This is a genomic window from Cyclobacterium sp. SYSU L10401, assembly GCF_010993705.1.
Taxonomy (GTDB): Bacteria; Bacteroidota; Bacteroidia; order Cytophagales; family Cyclobacteriaceae; genus Cyclobacterium.
In genome coordinates, this window is record NZ_WOFO01000012.1 from 83336 (window position 1) to 106804 (window position 23469).

The 23469-nt window shown below is 42.2% G+C and carries 20 protein-coding genes; 10 read left to right on the forward strand and 10 right to left on the reverse strand.

Annotated features, from left to right (window positions below; all coding sequences use genetic code 11):
• Positions 1–75 precede the first annotated feature (75 nt).
• A complete protein-coding gene (locus tag GL182_RS21425; RefSeq protein WP_163381841.1) occupies positions 76–1440 on the forward strand; it encodes a sigma-54-dependent transcriptional regulator in 1365 nt (454 codons plus the stop codon).
• Here GL182_RS21425 and GL182_RS21430 read toward each other — a convergent pair.
• The 7 genes from GL182_RS21430 to GL182_RS21460 all read right to left on the reverse strand — a co-directional run bounded on the left by GL182_RS21430 (position 1437) and on the right by GL182_RS21460 (position 9824).
• Positions 1437–3980, reverse strand: coding sequence for an ATP-binding protein (locus tag GL182_RS21430; RefSeq protein WP_163381842.1), 2544 nt, complete (start codon positions 3978–3980; stop codon positions 1437–1439). The two genes, GL182_RS21425 and GL182_RS21430, sit on opposite strands and share 4 nt — an antisense overlap.
• 176 nt (positions 3981–4156) lie before the next feature.
• Positions 4157–4792 carry a hypothetical protein gene (locus tag GL182_RS21435; RefSeq protein WP_163381843.1) on the reverse strand — a complete coding sequence of 212 codons (636 nt, stop codon included), beginning with the start codon at positions 4790–4792 and terminating at the stop codon, positions 4157–4159.
• Positions 4793–4823: 31 nt separating this feature from the next.
• A complete protein-coding gene (locus GL182_RS21440) occupies positions 4824–6191 on the reverse strand; it encodes a cystathionine beta-synthase (RefSeq protein ID WP_163381844.1) in 1368 nt (455 codons plus the stop codon).
• Positions 6192–6302: 111 nt separating this feature from the next.
• Positions 6303–7226, reverse strand: coding sequence for an aspartate carbamoyltransferase catalytic subunit (locus GL182_RS21445; RefSeq protein WP_163381845.1), 924 nt, complete (start codon positions 7224–7226; stop codon positions 6303–6305).
• 5 nt (positions 7227–7231) lie between these two features.
• Positions 7232–7780 carry a bifunctional pyr operon transcriptional regulator/uracil phosphoribosyltransferase PyrR gene (gene pyrR / locus GL182_RS21450; protein WP_163381846.1) on the reverse strand — a complete coding sequence of 183 codons (549 nt, stop codon included), beginning with the start codon at positions 7778–7780 and terminating at the stop codon, positions 7232–7234.
• A gap of 50 nt (positions 7781–7830) precedes the next feature.
• Positions 7831–9420 (reverse strand): transcriptional regulator, encoded by a 1590-nt coding sequence (locus GL182_RS21455; RefSeq protein WP_163381847.1) that lies wholly within the window; start codon positions 9418–9420, stop codon positions 7831–7833.
• Entirely contained in the window at positions 9417–9824 is a 408-nt protein-coding gene (locus GL182_RS21460; protein WP_205603704.1) for a hypothetical protein, read from the reverse strand. Before GL182_RS21460 ends, GL182_RS21455 begins: the two co-directional genes overlap by 4 nt.
• A 46-nt stretch (positions 9825–9870) precedes the next feature.
• Between GL182_RS21460 and GL182_RS21465 the strand changes: the two genes are divergently transcribed.
• From GL182_RS21465 to GL182_RS21480, 4 genes are all read left to right on the forward strand, one after another.
• Positions 9871–11613 carry a helix-hairpin-helix domain-containing protein gene (locus GL182_RS21465; protein ID WP_163381849.1) on the forward strand — a complete coding sequence of 581 codons (1743 nt, stop codon included), beginning with the start codon at positions 9871–9873 and terminating at the stop codon, positions 11611–11613.
• Positions 11610–11897, forward strand: a complete 288-nt coding sequence (locus GL182_RS21470) for a hypothetical protein (protein ID WP_163381850.1) — start codon at positions 11610–11612, stop codon at positions 11895–11897. Before GL182_RS21465 ends, GL182_RS21470 begins: the two co-directional genes overlap by 4 nt.
• Entirely contained in the window at positions 11898–12560 is a 663-nt protein-coding gene (locus GL182_RS21475) for a YiiX/YebB-like N1pC/P60 family cysteine hydrolase (protein WP_163381851.1), read from the forward strand.
• A 74-nt stretch (positions 12561–12634) separates the two neighbouring features.
• Positions 12635–13576 (forward strand): sugar phosphate isomerase/epimerase family protein, encoded by a 942-nt coding sequence (locus GL182_RS21480; protein WP_163381852.1) that lies wholly within the window; start codon positions 12635–12637, stop codon positions 13574–13576.
• Between the two features lie 8 nt (positions 13577–13584).
• On the opposite strand, the gene GL182_RS21485 is transcribed toward GL182_RS21480, so the two are convergent.
• On the reverse strand, positions 13585–14184 hold the full coding sequence (locus GL182_RS21485; RefSeq protein WP_163381853.1) for a DUF4202 domain-containing protein: 600 nt from the start codon (positions 14182–14184) through the stop codon (positions 13585–13587).
• A gap of 276 nt (positions 14185–14460) precedes the next feature.
• On the opposite strand from GL182_RS21485, the gene carB reads away from it, so the two are divergent.
• From carB to GL182_RS21505, 4 genes are all read left to right on the forward strand, one after another.
• Complete coding sequence (carB, locus tag GL182_RS21490; protein WP_163381854.1) at positions 14461–17280, forward strand: carbamoyl-phosphate synthase large subunit; 2820 nt, start codon at positions 14461–14463, stop codon at positions 17278–17280.
• Positions 17281–17476: 196 nt separating this feature from the next.
• Complete coding sequence (locus tag GL182_RS21495) at positions 17477–17731, forward strand: DUF4834 domain-containing protein (protein WP_163381855.1); 255 nt, start codon at positions 17477–17479, stop codon at positions 17729–17731.
• Positions 17732–17822: 91 nt separating this feature from the next.
• On the forward strand, positions 17823–18362 hold the full coding sequence (locus GL182_RS21500; protein WP_163381856.1) for a hypothetical protein: 540 nt from the start codon (positions 17823–17825) through the stop codon (positions 18360–18362).
• A gap of 405 nt (positions 18363–18767) precedes the next feature.
• Positions 18768–19895, forward strand: a complete 1128-nt coding sequence (locus tag GL182_RS21505; protein ID WP_163381857.1) for a hypothetical protein — start codon at positions 18768–18770, stop codon at positions 19893–19895.
• A 34-nt stretch (positions 19896–19929) separates the two neighbouring features.
• Here GL182_RS21505 and GL182_RS21510 read toward each other — a convergent pair whose 3' ends face one another.
• Positions 19930–20703: a hypothetical protein gene (locus GL182_RS21510; RefSeq protein ID WP_163381858.1), complete on the reverse strand. Its 774-nt coding sequence runs from the start codon at positions 20701–20703 to the stop codon at positions 19930–19932.
• A gap of 417 nt (positions 20704–21120) precedes the next feature.
• On the opposite strand from GL182_RS21510, the gene GL182_RS21515 reads away from it, so the two are divergent.
• A complete protein-coding gene (locus GL182_RS21515; RefSeq protein WP_163381859.1) occupies positions 21121–21696 on the forward strand; it encodes a porin family protein in 576 nt (191 codons plus the stop codon).
• 66 nt (positions 21697–21762) lie between these two features.
• Here GL182_RS21515 and GL182_RS21520 read toward each other — a convergent pair whose 3' ends face one another.
• A complete protein-coding gene (locus tag GL182_RS21520) occupies positions 21763–23394 on the reverse strand; it encodes a carbon starvation protein A (RefSeq protein ID WP_163381860.1) in 1632 nt (543 codons plus the stop codon).
• Positions 23395–23469 lie beyond the last annotated feature (75 nt).

Consider the following 23469-nt stretch of genomic DNA (forward strand, 5'->3'; position numbering starts at 1 on the left):
ACCAAAAAGCACTGATTGTGAAATCGGTGCTTTTATTTTATATTTATTCTATTAACACTTGTTTGGATAAAATACATGGCAAAAATTCTCTTGATAGAAGACGACCTTACTTACTCAAAAATCATAAAAAATTTTTTGGAAAAAAACGGGTATGAGGTATTGAGCAGTACGAAAGTCACCGATGGATTGAGTCATTTTGAAAAACACGAAATAGCCCTTACCATAACAGATTACCGGCTTCCGGATGGAACTGGCATGGATGTTTTGGACAAAATCATACACGATTACCCTGATACTCCAGTGATTCTGATCACCAATTATTCAGACATTCGTACCGCTGTAAAATCGATGAAGATGGGAGCATTCGAGTACATTACAAAACCTATCAATCCAGACGAGCTGCTTCTCACCGTACAACAAGCACTAAAAAAAGATTCGGAAAGTAAGGAGGGGGATAAAAAACCCAAAAAAGCAAAAAGTCCAGGCACTTCTTCTGAATTGGACTACCAGATCGGGCAGAGTAAGGAGGCACAACAAATTGAAGCACACATAGAGCTGGTGGCACCAACTGATCTAAGCATCATCGTCTTGGGAGAAAGTGGCACGGGCAAAGAGTATATTTCGAAAAGGATCCACCTGAAATCCAAAAGGTCAGAAGGGCCTTTCGTTGCAGTAGATTGCGGGGCTTTATCTAAAGAATTGGCAGGCAGTGAGCTCTTTGGGCATGTCAAAGGGGCTTTTACAGGAGCCATTGACCATAAGACAGGGCATTTTGAAAATGCTAACGGTGGCACCATACTGCTTGATGAAATCGGCAATCTCAGCTACGATATTCAGATCAAATTGCTCCGTGCCATACAGGAAAGACGGATCCGTAAAATCGGGGGCAATAAAGACATTGCCATTGACGTCAGGATCATAGCCGCCACCAATGATGATTTACAGGAACTTGCCAGATCAGGGCAATTCAGAGAGGACCTTTTTCACAGGCTGAATGAATTTAGCCTTAAGGCACAGCCACTGCGGGAAAGAAAAGAGGATCTCCTTTTTTTTGCACGCCTTTTCATGGAAAAAAGCAATGCCAGTCTGGAAAAAAATGTGGCCGGATTCAGCCCTGAAGTAGAAAAAATCTTGTTGCAATACCATTGGCCGGGAAACCTCCGGGAGTTGAAAAATATCATCCGCAGAGCTGTTTTACTTACCGGTGAAGGATTGATTCAAGCTGATGTTATTCCCACGGAGCTTCTGGATAGTGAGCCTTTCCAACCTGCAGATATACATTCTGCCAAAGACTTGAAATCATCCTTCGAAGAACAGGAGAAATTGCTGATTATCAAGACCCTGGAAGAATTAAAATTCAATAAATCAAAAACAGCAAAAGTACTGAATATGGATAGAAAAACCCTTTACAATAAGCTTGAAAAATATGGACTGGACTAATCGGCAAAGGCATATCCAAACCTTTGGGCCAATTCTTCCAGTAAGCCATTTATTTTCTCGGTCAGGTTCCAGACTTTTTCCTGAACCCCCTCCGTCCTTCCCTCTTTGAGATCCAACTCAATACTTCTGGCCAGGTTCCTTTCCTTGAATTTCAGCTGCCCCAGTCTACTGGAAAGCTGGTGAGCTATGGCTTGTACCTTTTGGAAATCTCCCTCATCTGTAGCCTTATTAATTCTGATTAAATCCAGTCCTGTCTGGGTATAAAAGCCTTCCAGAATTTCTTTCAATAAATGCTCATCACCCATGCAAAATTTCTTGATTTCGGTGAGGTCATATTCCCCTGAATCGGGCTCGGGGGATTTGGCTGTTGGTAAATATTGCTTACCGGCCTTTACCGAAGGCATTTCCTTTTTGTACGACTTTAGTGATGAAGCTATTTTCTCTACCAATTCAGCTTCATTAAAGGGTTTTAATAAGAGCCCGTCAAAACCAAACTTAATTAAACTTTCCTTTTCCCTGGCAAAAACATTGGCAGTCATGGCCAAAATAGGAACACCCTTGTACTTTGGATTTGCTCTTAATTGGTCATAGACCTGATAACCGTCTACCTCCGGCATTTGAATATCCAATAATATCAGATCGAAATCTTCCTCTTTAAAATTATTTTTGAAATCCACTCCTCCTGAATGGGTGATAATATCAGCACCCAAGCCATCCAGCAAAATCTTTACAAACTTCAACCCCATTTCGTCATCATCGATCAATAAAATGCGGAGTCCTTCAATACGCTCCAACCTGGCAGCAGGTATGGGCGATTCCTCCTTCTTCTCCAGTAAGGTGGATGGCAAAGAAACAGTCATGGTAGTACCGTTTCCAGGTTCACTCTTTACTTTAATTTGTCCCTCCTGCAGGTCAACCAGTCTTTTGATAATGGCCATCCCAAGACCTGTGCCTCCATATTTTCTGGAAACGCTGCCATCACCCTGATTAAATTCCTTGAATAAATTTCGCTGCAAATCCGCAGACATGCCCATACCGGAGTCTATCACCTGTAAGATAAGATCGCCCTTTTTCTCAAAATAAACCCTGACCAATACCTTACCCTTTTCGGTAAACTTCACTGCGTTGGAGAGGAGGTTATTCATAATTTGGTTGATTCTCAAATCATCCCCCAATAAAAATTTATTTACGGGCAATAGGACTGAAAAATCAAGTTGAAGGCCTTTTTCTTGTGCTTTTTGCTTATAAGATGAATGGAGGTTTCTGAAGAATAGGTCCGGATTGATGATTCCTTTTTGAATTTTAATCTTTCCTGCTTCCAGTTTTGAAAAATCCAGGATATCATTGACAATACCCAAAAGTGTACCCGAAGCGAGCTGTATCATCCGCACGTATTCCTGCTGGTCAGGATCCAGGGAAGTTTTAGCAATGGCATCGTTGTAACCCTTGATTACATGCAAGGGATTTCTGATCTCGTGACTCATACTTGCCAAAAAATCCTGCTTGGTTTTGGCCAGGTTATCTGATCTTTTCTTGGCCTCTGCAAGTTTGGTTTGATAGGATTCTGATTTCTTTATCTCTTTGATAATACTGAAAATAAATCCGGAAGACCCAATCACACCCACAATAATCAACAGCCCAAGTAAGAGTGAAAGCTTGTAGGTAAGTTGGTAGGCAGATTGATTCTCCGCTTCGGATTTCAGCAAGGCTTCTTTCTGCAATGAAGAGACAATATGTTGGATATTGATGATAAGGGCACGGTTTTTTTCATTCAGTTCCTGTTCAAGCTCGCTTAATCGGGAACGAAGAAATTGCTCTTCATTGTTAATGTCCAGGACCATTTGCCTCACGGCATAAATGATAGAGTCTGAGCTGGAAAGGGTATGATTATCCACCTGGTTGATCCTATTAAGGTTTAGCCGAAGCATGCCCAGGATTTTTTCCATATCTTCCTTCCCCGCCCCGGCCAGTACATCTCCAAAGTCCTCCTGCTTTTTGGGTTGGATCGGTTTTACTTCAGTTTTGTCGCTTTTCTCTCTGGATGGAGGATTGATACCTATCCGTATCTTACCCAAACTTTGGAGCCGGCTCAATTCCTCTTTTCTTTTTATTTTTCTTTCGATATTGTAGAGGGCTTCTTTGCTAAAGTTCCTGTTGTAGAGGTTGGCTTTTACGTCCTGTAAACCCTTATATACGACCATCAATTCATTGACACTGTAGTTGATCCGCTTAATCTGCCCCATTTCAGCAGTGTCTGCAGCCATTCCCTCCAATTTTCTGATTTCTTCCTGGATTCGATTGTAGTAGTCCAGATTTTGGCTGGAATCTTCCTCTGCAAAAACACTACGGGATTTGTCAAGCTGATAAATGTCAGCCAGTAATTCATTCAAATTTCTAAGCTTTTCGTTGGGTTCGGAAAGGGACTCTACTGATTCGAGTAATTGCGTTACACTATAATAAGTAATGGCTCCAGCTCCTACAATCAGGCATATCGCCAGAAAAAAGCCAAGGATTACTTTTATTCTCGCATTGAATCTCATAGACATGGCTATTTTAAAAGGTTACTATCAACCTTGGTTGGATTTCAGGACTTAAATGTAACCATAAATTACAGGTTTTTATATATAACCTGTTGTGAATGAACTTGATTTATAAACCATTATTTCCCTCACCAGGGTATTAAAAACGCATGCGGTAGCTAAATTCTTGAATTGATTCAGTCGATTTCTACGGATACCTGATGAGAAATGGTTTCAAACACATGATAAATGGCATAATAAGTGACAGGAACGGAAACTACCAAACCTATGCCAAAAAGCAATGCCCCTGCCATATTGATGACCGCTAAAAATAATCCGAAGATGAAAAATTTCAACCATTGTTTGTGAATAATCTTCCGGCTGTACTCCAGTGATTTCCAGAAATCCAAACCAAAGAAAATGCTGATAATTATCCCAAACATATAAGCCACCAACAGGTAAATGCCCGGTAAAATCAAAGCAAGAATACCCAGGACTGTCAAAAACTGTCCAACAATCCAAACCAAAATAACCGGTATATAGTAGCCAAAACCCTTAAAGAAATCAGGATAATTTACCGGCTCTCTTTGGCTAACCTTATTGGCCACCAAATAAAATCCGGCAAATAAGGGGCCTGCCAGAAACAATGAAAACACAAATAAAAAATCAGGTGCATACAGCATAAATAAGAACTGAAGCGAAAGGATCAGCAAAGTAAAGGAAATTGAATAAAGGCTTACCTTTTGGTAAGTATCCCAAGCTTTGATGAAGGCTTCTCTGATGTCAAATTCGTAATTCCCGGCTGTTAAGAGTTCCAGATGTCTTTTGTCCATTGTGCGATTTCCCTAATTAACCCAAACAAAATTACCTGGTAATTGCCTCTAAAATGTCATGCTTGGTGATGATGTGTACCCGGTGTGCCTCATCCCTTACCAAAACGGCCTTTTCTTTTTCCACCATGGAAGAAAGCACATCCAGGGTGCTATCCAAAGCAACAAAATGCATGGAATCTTCCATCACCTGATCCACGGTGGCATCTTTCATTTCAGGGTTTTCAATTATTTTTAAGAGCAGTTTATTGTCTGTCAGGCTACCTACCACCTGTCCGTCCTCCATTACCGGAATCTGAGATACGCTATTTTCATTCATGATGCCTATGGCGTGCCTGACTTTATCTTTTTTACGAACTACCACCAGTTGGTATTCCTCACTCCTGGCGTTGACAATGTCCCTGGCCGAGCCAAAGGTTTTATTTTCCATAAAACCATGATTTCTCATCCAGTCGTCATTGTAAACCTTACCCAGGTACCTGGTACCGTGGTCAGGCAGCAAAATCACCATTACATCCCCTTTTTTCAGGTTTTCTTTGGCATATTCCAATGCACCGTGCACAGCAGATCCACAAGACCAGCCCACAAATAGTCCCTCTTCCCTGGAAAGCCTACGGGTCATCACAGCAGCATCCTTATCTGTCACCTTGATAAAATGGTCTATAACCGAGAAATCAACATTTTTGGGTAAGATGTCCTCTCCAATACCCTCTGTCAGGTAGGGATAAATTTCATTCTCATCAAATTCTCCGGTTTCCTTGTACTTCTTAAATACCGAGCCATAGGTATCTATACCCACGGAAACCAAACCATCAAACTTTTCTTTGAGGAATTTGGCAGTACCTGACATAGACCCGCCGGTACCTACCCCTGCAGCAAAATGCGTCACGGTTCCTTCCGTATCCCGCCAGATTTCAGGGCCTGTAGTTTCATAATGTGCCTTCCAGTTGGAAAGGTTGTCATATTGGTTGGGGTAAAATGAGTTAGGAATATCCTCATTCAGTTTCCTGGCCACGGCATAATAGGATCGGGGATCATCCGGCGACACATTCGTCGGACATACGATCACCTCCGCTCCCACAGCTTTCAGAATGTCTATTTTTTCTTTGGATTGCTTGTCGGCCATGGTAAAGATACATTTGTACCCTTTAGCAATACCTGCCAAAGCCAGTCCCATCCCTGTGTTGCCACTGGTGCCTTCTATGATTGTTCCACCCGGCTTCAAAATACCGGCTTTTTCGGCATCCTCTACCATTTTTATGGCCATCCGGTCTTTCATCGAATTTCCCGGATTAAAATATTCGACCTTTACCAATATTTCACCAGCGATGCCTTTGTTCAGCTTGTTGAGCCGAACCAATGGTGTATTGCCTATCGTTTCAATAATGGAGTTATAAATCATGAATTCTTCTTAAAGCAATTTAACATAAATGAGCTGTCTAACAGAAGCCTGAGCCACTTACCCTAAAGGGTGAAACGTTGGAATCCTAAATTCCTTTATTTCACCCCTAACTTATTTGACACCCGCCAGCAGGTAAAGGACTGCCATTCTAATGGCAACTCCATTTTCGACTTGTTGTAAGATGATCGCATTGTCTGAATCAGCCACATCTGAATTAAGTTCCACACCTCGATTGATCGGGCCTGGGTGCATGATGACGATTTCCTTGTCCAGGCGATTCAATAGCTTTTTATTGATTCCAAAATAAAGGGCATATTCTCTCAGAGATGGAAAATATTTGATTTGCTGTCTTTCTAGTTGAATGCGCAAGACATTTGCCACATCACACCATTGAAGGGCTTTAAAGACATCCTGCTCTACCTTTACTCCCAGTTCCGCAATATGTTTGGGCATCAGGGTCACAGGTCCGCAGACCATCACCTCAGCTCCCAATTTTTGAAGGCAAAATATATTGGATAGTGCCACCCTGGAATGAAGAATGTCACCAATAATGGCTACTTTTTTTCCTGCCACTTCACCCAATTTCTCCCGAATGGAAAATGCATCCAGCAAGGCCTGCGTGGGATGTTCATGGGTCCCATCACCCGCATTGATAATATTGGCCCGTATATGTCTGGAAAGAAAGTGAGGAGCCCCTGGGCTAAAATGCCTCATGACTACCATGTCCACCTTCATGGCCAGGATATTATTTACCGTATCGATCAGGGTTTCTCCCTTCTTCACAGAGCTACTTCCTGAAGCAAAATTGACTACATCGGCAGATAGTCTCTTTTCTGCCAATTCAAATGACAATTTGGTCCTGGTTGAATTTTCAAAAAACACATTGGCAATGGTGATGTCTCTGAGGGAGGGCACCTTTTTTATAGGGCGATTCAATACCTCCTTAAAATTATCTGCCGTTTCAAAAATTAGTTGAATGTCTGCTTCAGTGAGGCCTTTGATTCCTAACAAATGTCTGGTGCTGAGCTGCTGCATGGGCATTAATTACTTTCTTTTTCAGTGATCCATATGGCGTCCTCCGGAAATCCCTGAGATTGCCACTCTACACTTACATATTGGCTTTCCAGGGTATTCACCTGCCTCCCGTAATAATTCGGTCTGATCGGGAAATCCCTGGTGTATTTTCTGTCAATCAACACCATCAATTCCACCTTTAGCGGCCTGCCATACGCTATCATGGCATCCATGGCTGCCCTCACAGACCGACCTTTATACAATACATCATCTACCAAAATGACTTTCTTGTTTTCAATCAAAAAATTTATTTTAGTCTCGTTGGCTCTGAGGGGAATGTCCCTGCGCCTGAAATCATCCCTGTGAAAAGTCGCATCTAAATAGCCATACTTCAGGTGGAGCTGCCTGATTTCCTGCATGCGCTGAACGATCCTATCCAGCACCAAAGCTCCTCTGGGTTGAAGACCTAAAAGCACGGTATTATCAAAATCATCGTGGTTTTCGATCAATTGGTGACAAAACCTGCTGATGATGATGGATATCTGGGTCTGATCAAGAACAAGTCTTTTTTGCATGATTAAACTTTGAGGCAAATATATAAATAATTTATTTGGACGAGGCCGACCTAAATGAAATCATCGACTTTTATTTTAGTGAAAAAATTTACCTCTCTGCTTTTTGCTTTACCATCTTCCCCCTGATAGCGTATCCTTTGTTTTCCACTTAACAGGTAATAATCAGCGTACCACCATAGCAACTGAAGGCTGTCTTCCCGGGTATCGGCAATGCGTTCGTTTTCGTTGATGAGTTCAATCTCAAAAGGCTCATTTTCCATGACCACTTCTCCCCGCTTGATTTGGCTGAGGAGGATTTCCGTTTCATCCAAGTACATGTAAAAAAGATTGTCCCCGCTAAAACTCATTTCACCGAATTTTACCGGCTCTCTTTTACTGGCATTATCCAGATTCAGGGTATTGTCCCAAACGATATTTCCTTCCTCATCCAATAAAATAAATTGTGCTGCCAGATACTTGTACTGGTTGGTTACCTGATTGCTCCTGAATCTGGGATCCATCCACAGTGGATTATACATGCCACTGTAGCCCCCCATCATGGGATTCAAACGGTAAAAATTACTGGCATACATGCCATCTCTGGGTATAGACCTGGAAGTTGAAGAAATAAAATGATCATTATAAATTAAATAATAACCATCTGAAGCATTGATTTCCCGGGTTACCACTACATTCCTGATGGGGATATTTTTTTCTCTGTTGAGTTGTCTTTCCACTTTTTTCAACCTTCTCTCCCTGGTTTTTTCAGGCAAATAATTGTAAAAGTTTTCAAAATCAGATACGGAATAAAACTTGTTTTCATACTCCCCAAACTCGTTGATTTTGGAAAAGTACAAGCCCTGGTAAGCTTCCTTCTTTCGCAATCCGTAGGGTCCGATAAGCGCCTGTTTGTAATTGTAGGAGGAGGTAAGCAGTCCTTCTACAATTTCCATGGAAGGGTCTTCAAGATCATCAATCTTAACTTCCCTCAACTTGTTGCCATCCATATCAAAAGTCAGGATGGATACAATTTTCTTCTTGTAAAAATCCCGCCTGCTCATGACCACATCAAAAACATTGAGGTCAGGATCTTTTCTCATTTGCAATATTTTGGCATCTTTCTCGAATAAACCCGGAACGGTAACCACCTCCTTACTGGGTATATCCAAAATCTGTATCACCGGTCTGAAATCATACTTGCCCATGAAAACAGCCTTTTTATTGAAAACCAAAAAATCCTGCAGTTCCATCTCCAAAATGCTAGTGAGCGACATTTCACTTAACGATTCATCTTCCAGATTAATCTCAAAAATCGCTTTTTCAGGGTTATACTGAGAACCCTTATTAAACAGAACATACAGGAAATCCTCATCCAAATCAAACCCTACCAATTCATGAAAATCCTCCAATTTAATTTGCCTGGCTGAATCTGCTTCTAACTGAAAGTCGGACTGCAGGTATTCGAAAATGTTTTTAACCCCATAGGTGGTTTCAGACTTCATCCGAAAAGCAACCATACCATCCTGTCTGGGCAGCACAAAAAAATCGTCCTCTGACCAATTTGTTTCCACTTCCAGTCTCTGGGTAAATTGAACCTGACTGTAAATGGCACCAAAAAAGAAGCTTAAAGCCAAAGTGAACACTAAGGTCTTGTTAATCATATCTGAGGCGTTTTTAATGAATTTTTGCTTTCCCTAGTCTTAAGGAAAAGCGGGAATTGGATAAATGAGATCAAACCATTAAGCTGGAAATAATCCCCAACGGATTTATGGGTAAAACATCGGCAAATAAAACTTCCGGCAATGATTATTGGTGATGGTTTTACCAGTTTCTTTTTTCTTTCCCGGCCAGGAAATGTTGGTTTAAAATATTCAGTCAATCCAAACAGAATACTCCTAAATGTATTAAAGTAAACAAAATCCAAACCTGCTAAATTCCTTCGTGCAGTAAATTTTTCCATCTGATGCATCCGCATTGGGCATGGGTAACTTTCTCCATTTTCCATGGGGAAATAAAAATATTTACCTCTTCTTATTGTAGGAGTAGTGAATCTCAGTTTTTGCATTGCCAGCATAAGATAAGGCGAATGATTTTATTTTAAAACAAATATTATGGACATTTGTCCTGTAGTCACAACAACGCAACCTGCCTTGGATAACAAACAAATAGTAAGTGTTTTAAAATTGACCATGCAGCTCATGGAGTTGCATGAAGAAAATGCTTTTAAAATAAGAGGCTACCAATCAGCCATCAATAGCATAGAAAGGGAGGGCAAGCCCCTTGCTGACCTTGACCTTACGCAACTTCAGGAATTTTCAGGGATCGGAAAGAGCATTGCGGAAGGCATTGTTACCATCCGGGAAACGGGAACACATCCCCCATTGGAAAAACTGCTGGAGAAAACCCCACAGGGTATCCTGGAAATAATGGAAATCAAAGGATTGGGGCCCAAAAAAATCAAAGTCCTTTGGCAGGAGCTGGAGATCACCTCCACCCATGAACTTATGGAAGCCTGTCAGTCAGGTCAGGTGGCTAAAATCAAAGGTTTTGGCGAAAAAACCCAGGAAAGTATCCTGCAGGCACTGGAATACAGGGCTTCCAATAAGGGAAAATGGTTGTATGCCGATGTGGAAGTACTGGGAGAGGAATTGCAGGCTGAATTGGAAAAATTAGAGGACAGGGAGTGGATTGGCGCAGTAGGCCCCTACGGCAGAATGTCTGAAATCGTGGACAGCATTTCATTTCTGATCGGAACTGATCAAGCCCAATCTACCCTAAAAAAGATCAATGATTTGGATGGTTGGGAGCAGGAGGCGGCTTCGTCAAGCCCTTACAGGTGGCAGGGGTATTGGAAAGGTGAAGACATCCCTGTAATTATTTTTCTGAGCACAAAGGCTAATTTTCTGAGGCAAAAACTTCTTAAAACATCAAGTTCGATGCACCTACAAGCTCCGGTTGACGGAGGGCAAACCCTGGGGCAACATTTTTATCTGGCTGGTTTTACTTCTGAGCAGGATGCCTATGAAAAAGCTGGATTTTCGTACCTTCCAGCCCCTTTGCGGGAAGGAAATGGTGAACTGGAATGGATAAAATCTCATGCAATCAGCGAATTATTAACGGTAGATGACCTTACAGGTCCGCTACACAATCATTCTACGTACAGCGATGGCAGGCATAGCTTGAAAGAGATGGCCGAATATTGCCGGGACGCAGGCTTTTCCTACCTGGGCATTGCTGACCACAGCAAATCAGCCTTCTATGCCAATGGCCTGGATGAAGACCGAATCCTGCAGCAGCACAAAGAAATAGATACCCTCAATGAGGCCCTTGCACCATTTCGTATCTTCAAAGGCATAGAAAGTGACATACTTATTGATGGCAGCCTGGATTATTCAACAGATGTACTGGCTTCCTTTGACTATATCGTGGCTTCCATTCACTCAGGTCTGAATATGGATATCAATAAAGCGACTGCAAGGCTCATCAGGGCCATTCAGCATCCATTTACGACCATTTTGGGGCACCCGACTGGCAGACTACTGCTTCGGAGAGAAGGCTATCCCATAGATCACCGCGCTGTGATTAATGCCTGTGCAGCATATAAAGTAGTGATTGAAATCAATGCCAACCCCTGGCGATTGGACCTGGACTGGCGCTGGGTGAGATATGCCATGGACAAAGGGGTATTGCTGTCTATCAATCCTGATGCCCATGAGAAAAAAGGCTTTGCTGACATGAAGTATGGTGTCATCGCCGGTAGAAAAGGGGGACTGACGAAGGACATGACCCTGAATACAAAAACTACCGAAGAACTGGCTCAGTATTTTGAATCCCGAAAAAATAAAATCCAATGAATTGGAAAGAAATGAACGTGGATAGCTTGCTTCAGAAATCCTTCCTATTTGGATTGGCGGGTATAGTAAGTTGTATGGTCCCACTAATTACGTTGGCTATGCAATGGGGAGAGAACAGGTATATTCATTTATTTACTGGGCTGGGGCTGGCATTGCAATTGTTTGGATTGAGTTTGTCCGTATTGGTACTGAGAAGGAAGAAGATAGGAGATATACAAAAAGAGAAAGCCAAAAAAATGGTTTTGGTCCTTGCTGTAGCCCTGTTGTTTTTTATTTTGGTATAGATGATAAAAACCCTAACCCAGGTCAGTTGCTTGGTTTTGGTATTACTCGCACCATGCTGCCAGTATAAACCCGCTGACTTTGATTGGAAAGAAGGAGACATACTGTTTCAGGATGGCGATTGTGGTGAGTTTTGTGAGGCCATCAGAAAAGTAACTTCCGGCTATGATGGCCACCACTTCTCTCACAATGGCATAGTCCTAAAGGAAAACGGAAGATGGATGGTAATAGAGGCCATCAGGGATGGGGTTATCCTGACTCCCCTGGACACTTTTTTAAATCGCCACCTAACTGCGGATGGAAACCCGAAAGTGCATGTTGGCCGTTTGAGGCATCCCTATAGGGAATTGATACCGGAAGCTTTGGAATACAGCAAATCTTTACTGGGTAAACCTTATGACATGGCTTTCGATATGAGCAATGAGGCCTACTATTGCTCAGAACTTATTCATTTTAGTTTCAAAAAAGCCAACAAGGGTATTGGCATTTTCAAAACGCCGCCCATGACATTCCTTGACCCGGAAACAGCTGAGGTATTTCCTGTGTGGAAAAAGCATTTTGAAAACCTATCCTTGCCTGTTCCCGAGGGAAAACCAGGACTTAACCCGGGAGGAATGACCCAAGATCCTATCATTGAAATGATTTTTAATTTTGAATCTCCGTAAGTTTGGTGGAAAATTTTGGACAAAATACTCCAAAGCCTTAACTTGTATTGACAAACTAACCTGATAAACCCTGAATGAATCGAAGAGCATCGTTTAAAAAAATCCTGGCCGTGGTAGGTACCGGATTGGCAATCCCTGAAATCCTGGCCTCCCATCAATTCTCCCCAATAAAATCAAAGGCATCCCCGGGCCCACTTTATTTGTTCACCAAGGTCCTTCAGTGGCTACCCCTCCAGGAGGTTCCGGAAACGGTAAAATCCCTGGGGTTTGATGGAATTGACCTGCCGGTCCGGAAAAATGGTTTTTTCGACAAAGATGAAATTAAGGGTAAATTACCGGGTATCGTCCGTGCCAGTGAGAACCTAAATCTCAGTAGACCGGTGCTCACCACCGACATGAATGTGTATCAATTGAATGAAATGGATGAATTTTTAAGGATACTGGCCGGGGAAGGTATCCGGGATTACCGGATGGGATACCTTTCCTTCACCTCCAAAAACGTTTTAAAAGAGCTTCAAACCCTGAATGGCTCCATGAGAAAATTGGCTGAGTTACATGAAAAACACGGGGTCAACGGGCATTACCAAAACCATGCTGGCAAAAGGGTCGGTGGCTCTGTTTGGGAAATTCACCACCTACTCGAAGGCATACAGCCCAAACATATAGGTATTCAATTTGACCTGCGCCATGCGACTGTGGAAGGATATCAATCTCATGAAAATGCCTACCAGCTGATTGCAGAAAAAATCAGAAGTTTTGACCTGAAAGATTTCGTTTGGGGAAATCCTGATGGGAAAGGTGACAAGCCTGTAAATGTACCCATGGGAGAAGGACATGTTAATTTCAGCTTACTGAAAGAACACCCGGGTTTTAACGGAACACTTCCTAAAATACTTCATGTAGAATATGATCTGGGAGGTGCGGAGCATGGACATGCCCGTCCTTCCGTAAAAAGCAATGAGATCCTTTCTGCCATTGAAAAAGATGTCGAAGTGTGCCGGTCCCTGATGTCCTGAATTTACAGTTAGGTCAAAGCTTTGTCCAGCAATCGTTTCGCTTTAGGAGAATGAGACATGGAAAGGGCTTTCTCCTTGCCTTTGTCTGACATCTTGTTCCAGGTTTTCTGAAGTATGCCTACCAGTTTTGATTCTTCATCCTCATGTTTGGAAATGAAGTCTTGAAAATAATATTTCAAAAAAACCAAACAGATTACATCTTCCAAAGCCTGCGTATCGGGGTCAGTTTTTAGCCTTTTTTTGTTTAAAAGGTCCTCCACTTTTTTAATTTCTGCTGTGGAATAACCATTTCTCTCCATGATTTCCCCGGCCAGTTCACCATGAAATTGTTTGAGCCTGGTCCTCCAGAGCAAATATCCCTTTCTGTCCATGGGGTAATCTTCCCTGGGAATGGCCCAGCGTTTGATATGCTGGCTCCTGGCAGCCAGGCGGAGCAACTCATTCGAATCCGGATAGGTTTCCATCAGCATTTCAGACATACGGATACCATAAATCAACTCTTTCGCAATAGGTTTTTCATTTACCAACTCTTTATGGGGATCCTCTGCGTTGACGGCATCAAAATCTGAAATTGTAATCTTGAACCGCTCTTTCAAATTATCAGTCATTGGTTTCCTTTTTTTGAATAATTAAATGTAGTAAAATAAATGGCAATACCAGGTATTACACAGTGGAACCCTTGATCTTGCAAAAGGAAAAATATAAACTGATACAGGGAGGTTCTTTAATTTATTTACGACATCAAGTGCGGGGAAATACCATTACTAACTCCATTCTGATTATGCGCCGGCCAGGTTAAATGAAGCTTTCTCGTGCATCTTTAAGAAATTTGTTTAATTTTGCACCAATTTAGCCAAATGTAAAGCACTTCAAAAAACCTCAACATGCCAAAAGACAGTAGCATCAAACATGTCCTTATTATCGGAAGCGGTCCAATCGTGATCGGACAGGCCTGTGAATTTGATTACGCAGGATCACAAGCAGCAAGATCTCTAAGGGAAGAAGGCATCATTGTAACCTTGATCAATTCAAATCCCGCCACCATCATGACCGATCCGGTAACGGCAGACAATGTGTACTTGTTACCCCTGGAGAAAAAATCCATTGTCCAGATTTTGAAAGAACATCCGGATATTGATTGTGTATTGCCCACCATGGGAGGTCAGACGGCATTAAATCTGGCCATTGATTGTGACAAAGCCGGTATTTGGGAAAAATTCAATACCCGCATGATTGGTGTAGACATTGACGCCATTGAAACGGCAGAAAACAGGGAAAAATTCAAAGCCCTGATGGGAAAGTTAGACGTAGAAGTATGTATCGGGCGTACAGCTACCTCCTTTTTGCAGGGCAAGGAAATCGCACAGGAGATAGGTTTTCCGCTGGTGATCAGACCATCCTACACTTTGGGAGGAACCGGCGGGGGATTTGTAGACGGACCGGACAATTTTGAAAAGGCGCTGAGTGCTGGCTTACAGGCCTCCCCCACCCATGAGGTGCTCATCGAGCAAAGTATTTTGGGATGGAAAGAATATGAGCTGGAAGTATTGCGGGACAATATCGGCAACATGGTGGTCATATGTTCTATTGAGAACTTTGATCCTATGGGGGTACATACGGGAGATTCCATTACCGTGGCCCCGGCAATGACACTTCCAGACACGGTTTATCAGAAAATGAGAAACATGGCCATCCGGATGATGAATGGTATCGGCAATTTCGCTGGCGGATGTAATGTACAATTTGCCGTGAGCCCCGATAACCAAACCATTATTGGTGTAGAGATCAACCCCCGGGTATCGCGCTCCTCTGCTCTGGCCTCTAAAGCCACAGGATATCCAATTGCCAAGGTGGCTGCCAAATTAGCTGCGGGCTATAACCTGGATGAGTTGAAAAACTCCATCACCGGCAATACCTCGGCTTACTTTGAGCCAGCCATTGATTATGTGATTGTCAAAATCCCCAGATGGAACTTTGATAAATTTAAAGGTTCTGACAGGAAACTGGGGCTATCCATGAAAGCTGTTGGCGAAGTAATGGGCATTGGCAGAAATTTTCAAGAGGCCTTGCAAAAAGCTTGTCAATCCCTGGAAATCAAAAGAAATGGATTGGGTGCGGATGGCAAAGAGCTCAAAAACCAGGAAGAAATATTGTATAGCCTGGCCAACCCCAGTTGGAACAGGCTTTTTCATATATATGATGCCTTCAAACTAGGGATTTCATTCCGAACCATTCAGGACCTGACCAAAATTGACAAATGGTTTCTCAAGCAGATTGAAGAATTGGTCCGTTTGGATATTACGCTGGCCAACGAAACGCTGGAAAGCATTAGTTTTGACCTGATGAAGAAAGCCAAGCACAAAGGCTATGCGGACCGGCAAATAGCCCATTTGTTGGGTTGTCTGGAAAGTGAGGTTTTTTATAAAAGAAGGGACGAAATGGGGATCAAAAGGGTATTTAAATTGGTGGATACCTGTGCGGCTGAGTTTGAAGCTAAAACCCCTTACTTTTTTTCCAGTTTCGGGGATGAAAATGAATCTTTGGTCTCTGACCGAAAAAAAGTGGTAGTTCTGGGATCAGGCCCCAACCGTGTCGGACAGGGTATAGAGTTTGATTATTCCTGTGTACATGGTGTATTGGCCGCCAAGGAGTGTGGATACGAAACCATCATGATCAATTGCAACCCTGAAACGGTTTCTACGGATTTTGATATCGCAGACAAGCTCTATTTTGAACCTGTTTTCTGGGAACACATTTATGAGATTATACTCCACGAAAATCCCATTGGGGTAATTGTTCAATTAGGCGGGCAAACAGCTTTGAAGTTGGCGGAAAAACTGGACAAATACAATATTCCCATATTGGGAACCAGCTTCAGGGCATTGGACCTGGCTGAAGACAGGGGCAGTTTTTCTACCTTACTTAAAGAAAACAACATCCCCTATCCGGAATTTGGCACCATTCACAGTACGGATGAGGCATTGGAACTCTGCAAAACCATAGGCTTTCCTCTTCTCGTCAGACCTTCTTATGTATTGGGCGGGCAGGGAATGAAAATCGTTATTAATGAAAAAGAACTGGAACAACATGTAGTAGATGTTCTGCGTGATATCCCCAATAATGAAATTTTGCTGGATCACTTTCTAGAAGGTGCCATAGAAGCTGAAGCTGACGCCATCTGCGATGGTGAGCATGTCTACATCATCGGAATCATGCAACATATTGAACCGGCAGGTATCCATTCTGGGGATTCATATGCTGTGCTCCCTCCCTATAATCTTGGAGATCTGGTCATACGACAGATAGAAACCTTTACAGAGAAAATTGCGCTGGCATTGGAAACCAAAGGCTTGATCAACATACAGTTCGCCATCAAAAACGATAAGGTGTATATCATTGAAGCCAATCCCAGGGCTTCCCGAACAGTCCCATTTATCTGTAAGGCTTATCAGGAGCCCTATGTCAATTATGCCACCAAAGTAATGCTCGGAGAGAAAAAGGTCAGGGACTTTAATTTTGCCCCCGTCAAAAAGGGCTATGCCATCAAAGAACCTGTTTTTTCTTTCCATAAATTCCCGAATGTCAACAAAGAATTAGGGCCTGAAATGAAATCTACGGGAGAAGCCATCTATTTTATCGATGACTTAATGGATGATTATTTTCTCAAGATTTTTGCTGAAAGAAACCTTTACCTCAGCAGGTAAGCCTCATTAAATTCCTTTGACCCGGTCCCCTGAAGCAGGACCGGGTTGTTTTTACCCATTCCGTTTGGGATCAATCCAATTGGTTTTTATATAATTTTTCCCTTAATATTGAATGGTAGAAAGGAATTTTCCGTTAGAAAAATAGGTTGGTATTTAATCAGCGACCAGTTTCAGTGTATTTTCAAAATTGATCACCATGATTTTAAAAATAATTATTTTCTTTATTGCTTTGGGTTGGATATTCTCCAGTTTGGTCCGGTACTTTTTGAATAGCAAACTCAAAAAGTTTGCCGATCAGGTTCAGGAAGCCCAAAGAGAAGAAGCCCGGAAAAGGAACAAGCCTAAAGATGGAAATGTGAATGTTGATTTTGTTCCCGGAAAAGGTAAAAAAGGTTCTTCCGGCAACATATCCGGTGGTGACTATATTGACTATGAAGAAGTTAAAGACTAAATTTTCGATAATAATTTATTTTTTTAATACCTGCATCCCAAAATTTCCTTAATCCATTTTTTTTCATAGCTTTAGGTTTATAACCCTAAAGATGAGGCCATTTATTGCCATATTGCTATTATTTTGTTTCGTTGTCTATCATTTTGGATACCATTTATTTCATAAGGTTTACCAGAATCAAATAGAAAAAAATTGGTCTGAGAGGGTCTTTCAGGAAGACTTTATCGAAAAAAAGGTCATGAAAATCCCCATGAAACTGCCTTATTCCTTTGAAGAGGAAGGATTTCAATTGACCAATATTCCATTTACCAAAGATGGTAAAGCCTACAGGGCCATTCAAAAACGCTTCAGAGATGACACCTTTGAATTGGTATATGTTCCCGACATGGCCAGAATTAAATTAGAGATCAATACCCGGCAATGGATCCTCTCATTGATACCGGCTGCACATTCAAGTGCTGAGCAGGACCATATTATTTCCCAATCCTCCATTAAAGACTATATCAAACCTATATTTCGATTCCTACCCCTTCAACCATTAACCGAATTCATGGATTGGAATAAATTTTTTATCTTATTCTGGATAGAAACCATCCTGCCTTTCCCCACTCCTCCCCCCAGGTTGGTATAACAAAATATCGTCGAAATTATAAGTAGCATGATCTCTCCATACAGATCCTGCCTTCCTTTTCCCCTGCCTTTGATGAAAAAAAGTGACAACATCGGCTTTCCAACGAGGGGGCATGCTGCCGACTCTATGGTATCATCAATAGTCTGCTCATCTTCCATCGAATGGTGGCAACCTCTTGCTATCCTTTATTTCGGGATAAAAAGCCATTTCAAAATGCTGGGTAGCATGGGCGAAACAGCTTAATCTATCCTGGAGCAAGTCCCTGTAAATGGGTAAAAAAGAGGTCTGAATGGATGAATTATCAATATCTAACCTCCTGGGTGTTATCATAGCTAATCACAAGGCATATAAAAAGTAATTGGAAAATAAATCTCCGAAGAAATCAATCATTTAAACAACTAACCAATGAACCGTATATACAAATTGACTCTATTATCAGTACTGCTTTCCGGAATAATTCTGGAAAACCACCTGAATGCCCAGGGCTGTGTCGCCATTCGGCAGTTTTCAGGAGTAGGAAATGCCCTGAATCAAGGTGAACTGCTTCAAAAAGGCGACTGGAACTTGGTCAGTAATTACCGCTATTTCAGGTCTTTCAGGCACTTTAAGGGAACGCATAAAGAACCAGACAGAATCGCCAATAACACCGAGGTAATCAACTGGTCACATGCAGTGGATTTTAATATTAGCTATGCTTTCAACAACCAATTATATGGGGCCCTTTCCTTACCATTTGTCTATAATGAAAGGAGCTCTCTTTACGAACATGGCAGAACAGAAAGACATGTAAGTTATTCCCAGGGAATAGCAGACATGAGAGTTGGCTTGGGGTATTGGTTGTTTAAAGGCGAAAGTGCAAAAAACGGCAATATGGCATTTGGCCTCAACCTAAAACTCCCCACTGGAAATTATGACGCCCATAGCACTTTCTTCAATGTCGGTCCTGAAGGAGCGCCTGAAAGGCGGCCAGTGGATCAATCCATCCAACCCGGAGATGGGGGAATAGGGATGATCGTCGATATGCAGGGATTGCGATTTCTGGGAAAAGAATTTGTCCTGTTTTACGATGGATTTTACCTGATCAATCCCAGAGAGACCAATGGTACCAGAACATTTCGGGAGACGTTAAGCCCCATCCTATCCAATGAGTCCGTTATGGCAGTACCAGACCAGTTCGCTTTAAGAGCAGGGGTTTTCAAATCCCTGTTTGTACACGGCTTGGGTCTTTCCCTTGGTGGAAGGATTGAGGGCATTCCTGTAAAAGACTTAATCGGAGGAAATGAAGGCTTTAGAAGGCCTGGTTATGTGATATCCTTCGAGCCGGGTATCAGTTACATGATCAATAATTTCACCATTAACGTCAATGTGCCGGTAGCTTTGCACCGCAACCGTACCAGAAGTGTGACGGATATAGCGGCCAGCACCCCTGACAATTTCCGCCATGGGGATGCTGCATTTGCAGATTACCTGTTGAATGTAGGTCTGGCCTGGAGGATCGTCAAAAAAGAAACGCCGGTTTTCAATGAATTTTAATCATCTTCCCGCCCTATCAATCAGGGCGGGAATTTTATCTCCCCCCATTGGCCCGGAGGTCATTCCTGCAATTCTCATCCAGTTCGGGCACGGAATTCTGCATAAAATTGAGTACGTTACTGGTTTCCACTGCCCAAAACATCAAACAATCCTCATTGTCACAATGGAATTTATGATCTTCATCCGAGGCTTCGTGAGGAGTCACCATTTCACTTCCCACATTCACCAACCCTAAAAGGTGTCCCAGTTCGTGCAGGGCCACCGTAGCTTCCAGGTTTCCCCTGCCCGGCCTTCTGAATCCTCCGGAATTTTCAGCTATTCGTTTTCCAAAAAGTGCCATGCTGGTATTTCGGTAAGCAGCGCCAATGGTAAAATATTCCTCCTCATTTTGCCTGAAATAGCCATCTACAACCAGTAAAAAAACTGAAACAGTATCGCCCTCGTTGTAACTTTCCCGATAACGGTTTTCCAGTTCAGAAAGATGTGCGGTAGTATAAAACTCCTCTCCCTCTGCGGGTATTTCTTTTTCGATAACATGGATTCCATCAGGTTTCAGGGTAAGGTCCTGCAGGAAATTCGTCATCTCATCCATCATAAAATTCGTAGGCCGGAACCCCTCCATATAAGCAATTTCAATTTCCATGGCCGTAAACCGGTCGTCAGAGAGTAAAAAATTGGCGGATTTTCCCACATCCCATCTCGCAGCGCCCACTCCCACAAAGGGATCTTCTCTCATCGGTTCTTCACAGGCGAAAACCAAAAAGGCTAGAATTGGTAAAAATAATAATCTCTGAAATGTACCTTTCATGTGTCGTAATTGCTTCTTAATGGTCATGATCTATCTCTCACCCAAGGTTCAATAGCGCGTCCCGATCGTCCATCGAGAGAACCTCAAATTAATTCCCTCCAAGTAGTTGTCGGGCCTATCAGGGCATCTCTCTGTGGTTCGCCTCCCTCACCCCTGCCTGGTAGGCAGACTCGACTTTATGTGAAAAGAATTTAAACAGTAACAAAGACAGGCATCGGATATAAAATAAACCTGAACGTTTTAACGACAAAACCTTCCAGATGCATACATGGTTTCGAAAAAACTCTAAATTCATGACCCATACCCATTCAAAAGTAGTTTAATATTGGTTAAAAAATGACTATCAAATTATACTAAATTGCCGTAAATTTTGTTTTCAAAGTAACTGATTCAAATTTTCATTTTAAATCCCAGCACATGAAAAAAGTATGGATTATTATCTTTCTATTGAGCTTTGGACAATTGAATGCGCAGGTATTGTCGATTGGACCTAAGTTAGGCGTTTCTCAGGGCGATGTCAGCGTTACAGATGGCTTTAAAGGAGAAGATTCCATGATGGGTTACCATGTCGGAGCCTTTGTCAGGGTAAATTTACCAGTCATCTACTTGCAACCTGAAGTTTTATATACCAATACAGGTGGGTCTTTTTCAGACAACACCTTCAATTATGACGTCAATTTTGACCGGTTAGATGTCCCATTAATGATAGGAATGAAGTTAGGAGGGCTTTTCAGGCTGCAAGCCGGGCCAGTAGCCAGTTACCTGATCAACGGAGACATGACTGCTGACAATGGTACCAGACAAAAAATTATTCCTCCCACGGAAGAATTTACTTTTGGATACCAGGCAGGAGTAGGTTTTGATATAGGAAATTTCCTGATGGATTTAAAATACGAAGGAGCACTGACCAACTCGGTCAACAATTTCGGACAGGTCCCCACCGATCAAAGACAAAATCAGCTTATCCTTTCCTTGGGATTCAACCTTTTTTAGCACCCTCACCAAAGAGATCCACCATTAGTTGATTACCATTAATTAACGGTGGCATTATTTCCCTTATTAAGCCATTTCTTTTACTTCTGTTTCTTTGGTAAGGCTTTTTCTCGCTAGAATGATCAAAGCAAAAGAAAGCACAAATAAAATGGCAGCAATGACAGACAAAACATAGGCATCTTTCTGATAATTCTGCCAGGCAAATAAGCCCAGGGAACTAAGGGTTACCGTAAACATGAAAAACATGGGAATGGTAACAAAAGTAGGATTGATTTTCTTCTTGATTAACCAAACCGAAATGGTCAACAATGCCAGGGCTGCCAAAAGTTGGTTGGCAGAACCGAAAATTGGCCAAAGGGTAGCAAAACCTCCGCTTCCCAGGAGCAAAACAGAAAGTACCACTACTACGCTGGTAGAGAGGTACCTGTTTTGGGATAATTTTTTACCAATGGGTTGTTCCACATCCTCAAAATATTCTTGCAGGGTAAATCTTGCCAGTCTGGTACAAGTATCCAGCGTAGTCAATGCAAATGCTGACACGGTCAAAGCCACAAAGCCGATGGCAAATGGTTCGGAAACACCCATCGAGGAAATGATGTTACCCAAGCCATCTGCAAATAATGGCACAGGTCCTTCCTCCCCAAGTCTGGACAAATAATCAGTCCTGCTCAGAACGACTACTGCACCCACTGAAATAATCGCCAAAAAAGATTCTATCAACATGCCCCCAAACCCAACTAATTTGGCGTCTCCTTCCCTATCGATTTGTTTGGAAGTGGTGCCGGATGCTACCAGGGAGTGAAAGCCACTAATGGCCCCACAGGCTATGGTCACAAAAAGTACAGGAAACAGGTAGCCTAGATTCTCATCTGTAACATGTATATCCGTATCCATTACTATGGTAGGATTAGCTACAAAAACACCCACTATAGCGGCCAGAATCAACCCATAAAGCAGGAAACTGTTGAGGTAATCTCTGGGTTGCAACAACATGGATACAGGGGTAACGGAAGCAATAAAGGCATAAATCAACAGTATATAAATCCAGGTTTGATAATTCAACACAAAAGGGATTTGCATTCCCAGGTACACAAAATAATACATGACAGCAACGCCTACGATTGAAGCGATCAGGAAGGCACTTTTCTTATGTCCCGTCATTTTAGTAATAAACCCAAAAACCACTGCCAATCCAATGAACAAAATAGAGGCTGAAGCTACCCCCGGATTACTGATAAAGGTTTTGGCAATAATATCTGCAAATACTGCAATGATCAGAATCAGGGTAGAAAAGCTGAAAAGAATAAACAATCTTTTTCCTTTTTTCCCAATATTGTTTTGAATGATAACCCCGATGGATTTACCATCATTTCTCAGGGAGGCCACCATACTCCCGAGGTCATGTACGGCTCCAAAGAAGATTCCACCAATTAAGATCCATATAACTGCAGGAATCCAGCCGAAAGTAATGGCAATAATCGGTCCCACTATGGGTCCTGCACCTGCAATGGAGGCAAAATGATGCCCCAGCACAACAATCGGCTTGCTTGGCACATAATCCACCCCATCTTTTAGCCGATGGGAAGGCGTAATGTTATCATTATTGATTTTAAACTTTTTGAAAACAAATTTCCCATAAATAAAATAGGCGCCTGTCAGAATGATGGCTGAAAAAACAAATAAGTAGGTGAGCTGCATGACATGGTTTTAAGTTAATGTTTAAAGATAATGAGAAAATTGATTTCATCAGAAATAAACCCTAATTTAAAAAAT

Coding starts and splice junctions, on each gene's coding strand:
- GL182_RS21425 (WP_163381841.1), top strand. CDS start 76: ATGGCAAAAATTCTCTTGATAGAAGACGACCTTACTTACTCAAAAATC.
- GL182_RS21440 (WP_163381844.1), bottom strand. CDS start 6,191: ATGATTTATAACTCCATTATTGAAACGATAGGCAATACACCATTGGTT.
- GL182_RS21510 (WP_163381858.1), bottom strand. CDS start 20,703: ATGAAAGGTACATTTCAGAGATTATTATTTTTACCAATTCTAGCCTTT.
- GL182_RS21430 (WP_163381842.1), bottom strand. CDS start 3,980: ATGAGATTCAATGCGAGAATAAAAGTAATCCTTGGCTTTTTTCTGGCG.
- GL182_RS21520 (WP_163381860.1), bottom strand. CDS start 23,394: ATGCAGCTCACCTACTTATTTGTTTTTTCAGCCATCATTCTGACAGGC.
- GL182_RS21485 (WP_163381853.1), bottom strand. CDS start 14,184: ATGACTGATAATTTGAAAGAGCGGTTCAAGATTACAATTTCAGATTTT.
- GL182_RS21500 (WP_163381856.1), top strand. CDS start 17,823: ATGAGGCCATTTATTGCCATATTGCTATTATTTTGTTTCGTTGTCTAT.
- GL182_RS21465 (WP_163381849.1), top strand. CDS start 9,871: ATGGACATTTGTCCTGTAGTCACAACAACGCAACCTGCCTTGGATAAC.
- GL182_RS21445 (WP_163381845.1), bottom strand. CDS start 7,226: ATGCAGCAGCTCAGCACCAGACATTTGTTAGGAATCAAAGGCCTCACT.
- carB (WP_163381854.1), top strand. CDS start 14,461: ATGCCAAAAGACAGTAGCATCAAACATGTCCTTATTATCGGAAGCGGT.
- GL182_RS21505 (WP_163381857.1), top strand. CDS start 18,768: ATGAACCGTATATACAAATTGACTCTATTATCAGTACTGCTTTCCGGA.
- GL182_RS21455 (WP_163381847.1), bottom strand. CDS start 9,420: ATGATTAACAAGACCTTAGTGTTCACTTTGGCTTTAAGCTTCTTTTTT.
- pyrR (WP_163381846.1), bottom strand. CDS start 7,780: ATGCAAAAAAGACTTGTTCTTGATCAGACCCAGATATCCATCATCATC.
- GL182_RS21480 (WP_163381852.1), top strand. CDS start 12,635: ATGAATCGAAGAGCATCGTTTAAAAAAATCCTGGCCGTGGTAGGTACC.
- GL182_RS21495 (WP_163381855.1), top strand. CDS start 17,477: ATGATTTTAAAAATAATTATTTTCTTTATTGCTTTGGGTTGGATATTC.
- GL182_RS21475 (WP_163381851.1), top strand. CDS start 11,898: ATGATAAAAACCCTAACCCAGGTCAGTTGCTTGGTTTTGGTATTACTC.
- GL182_RS21460 (WP_205603704.1), bottom strand. CDS start 9,824: ATGCAAAAACTGAGATTCACTACTCCTACAATAAGAAGAGGTAAATAT.
- GL182_RS21470 (WP_163381850.1), top strand. CDS start 11,610: ATGAATTGGAAAGAAATGAACGTGGATAGCTTGCTTCAGAAATCCTTC.
- GL182_RS21435 (WP_163381843.1), bottom strand. CDS start 4,792: ATGGACAAAAGACATCTGGAACTCTTAACAGCCGGGAATTACGAATTT.
- GL182_RS21515 (WP_163381859.1), top strand. CDS start 21,121: ATGAAAAAAGTATGGATTATTATCTTTCTATTGAGCTTTGGACAATTG.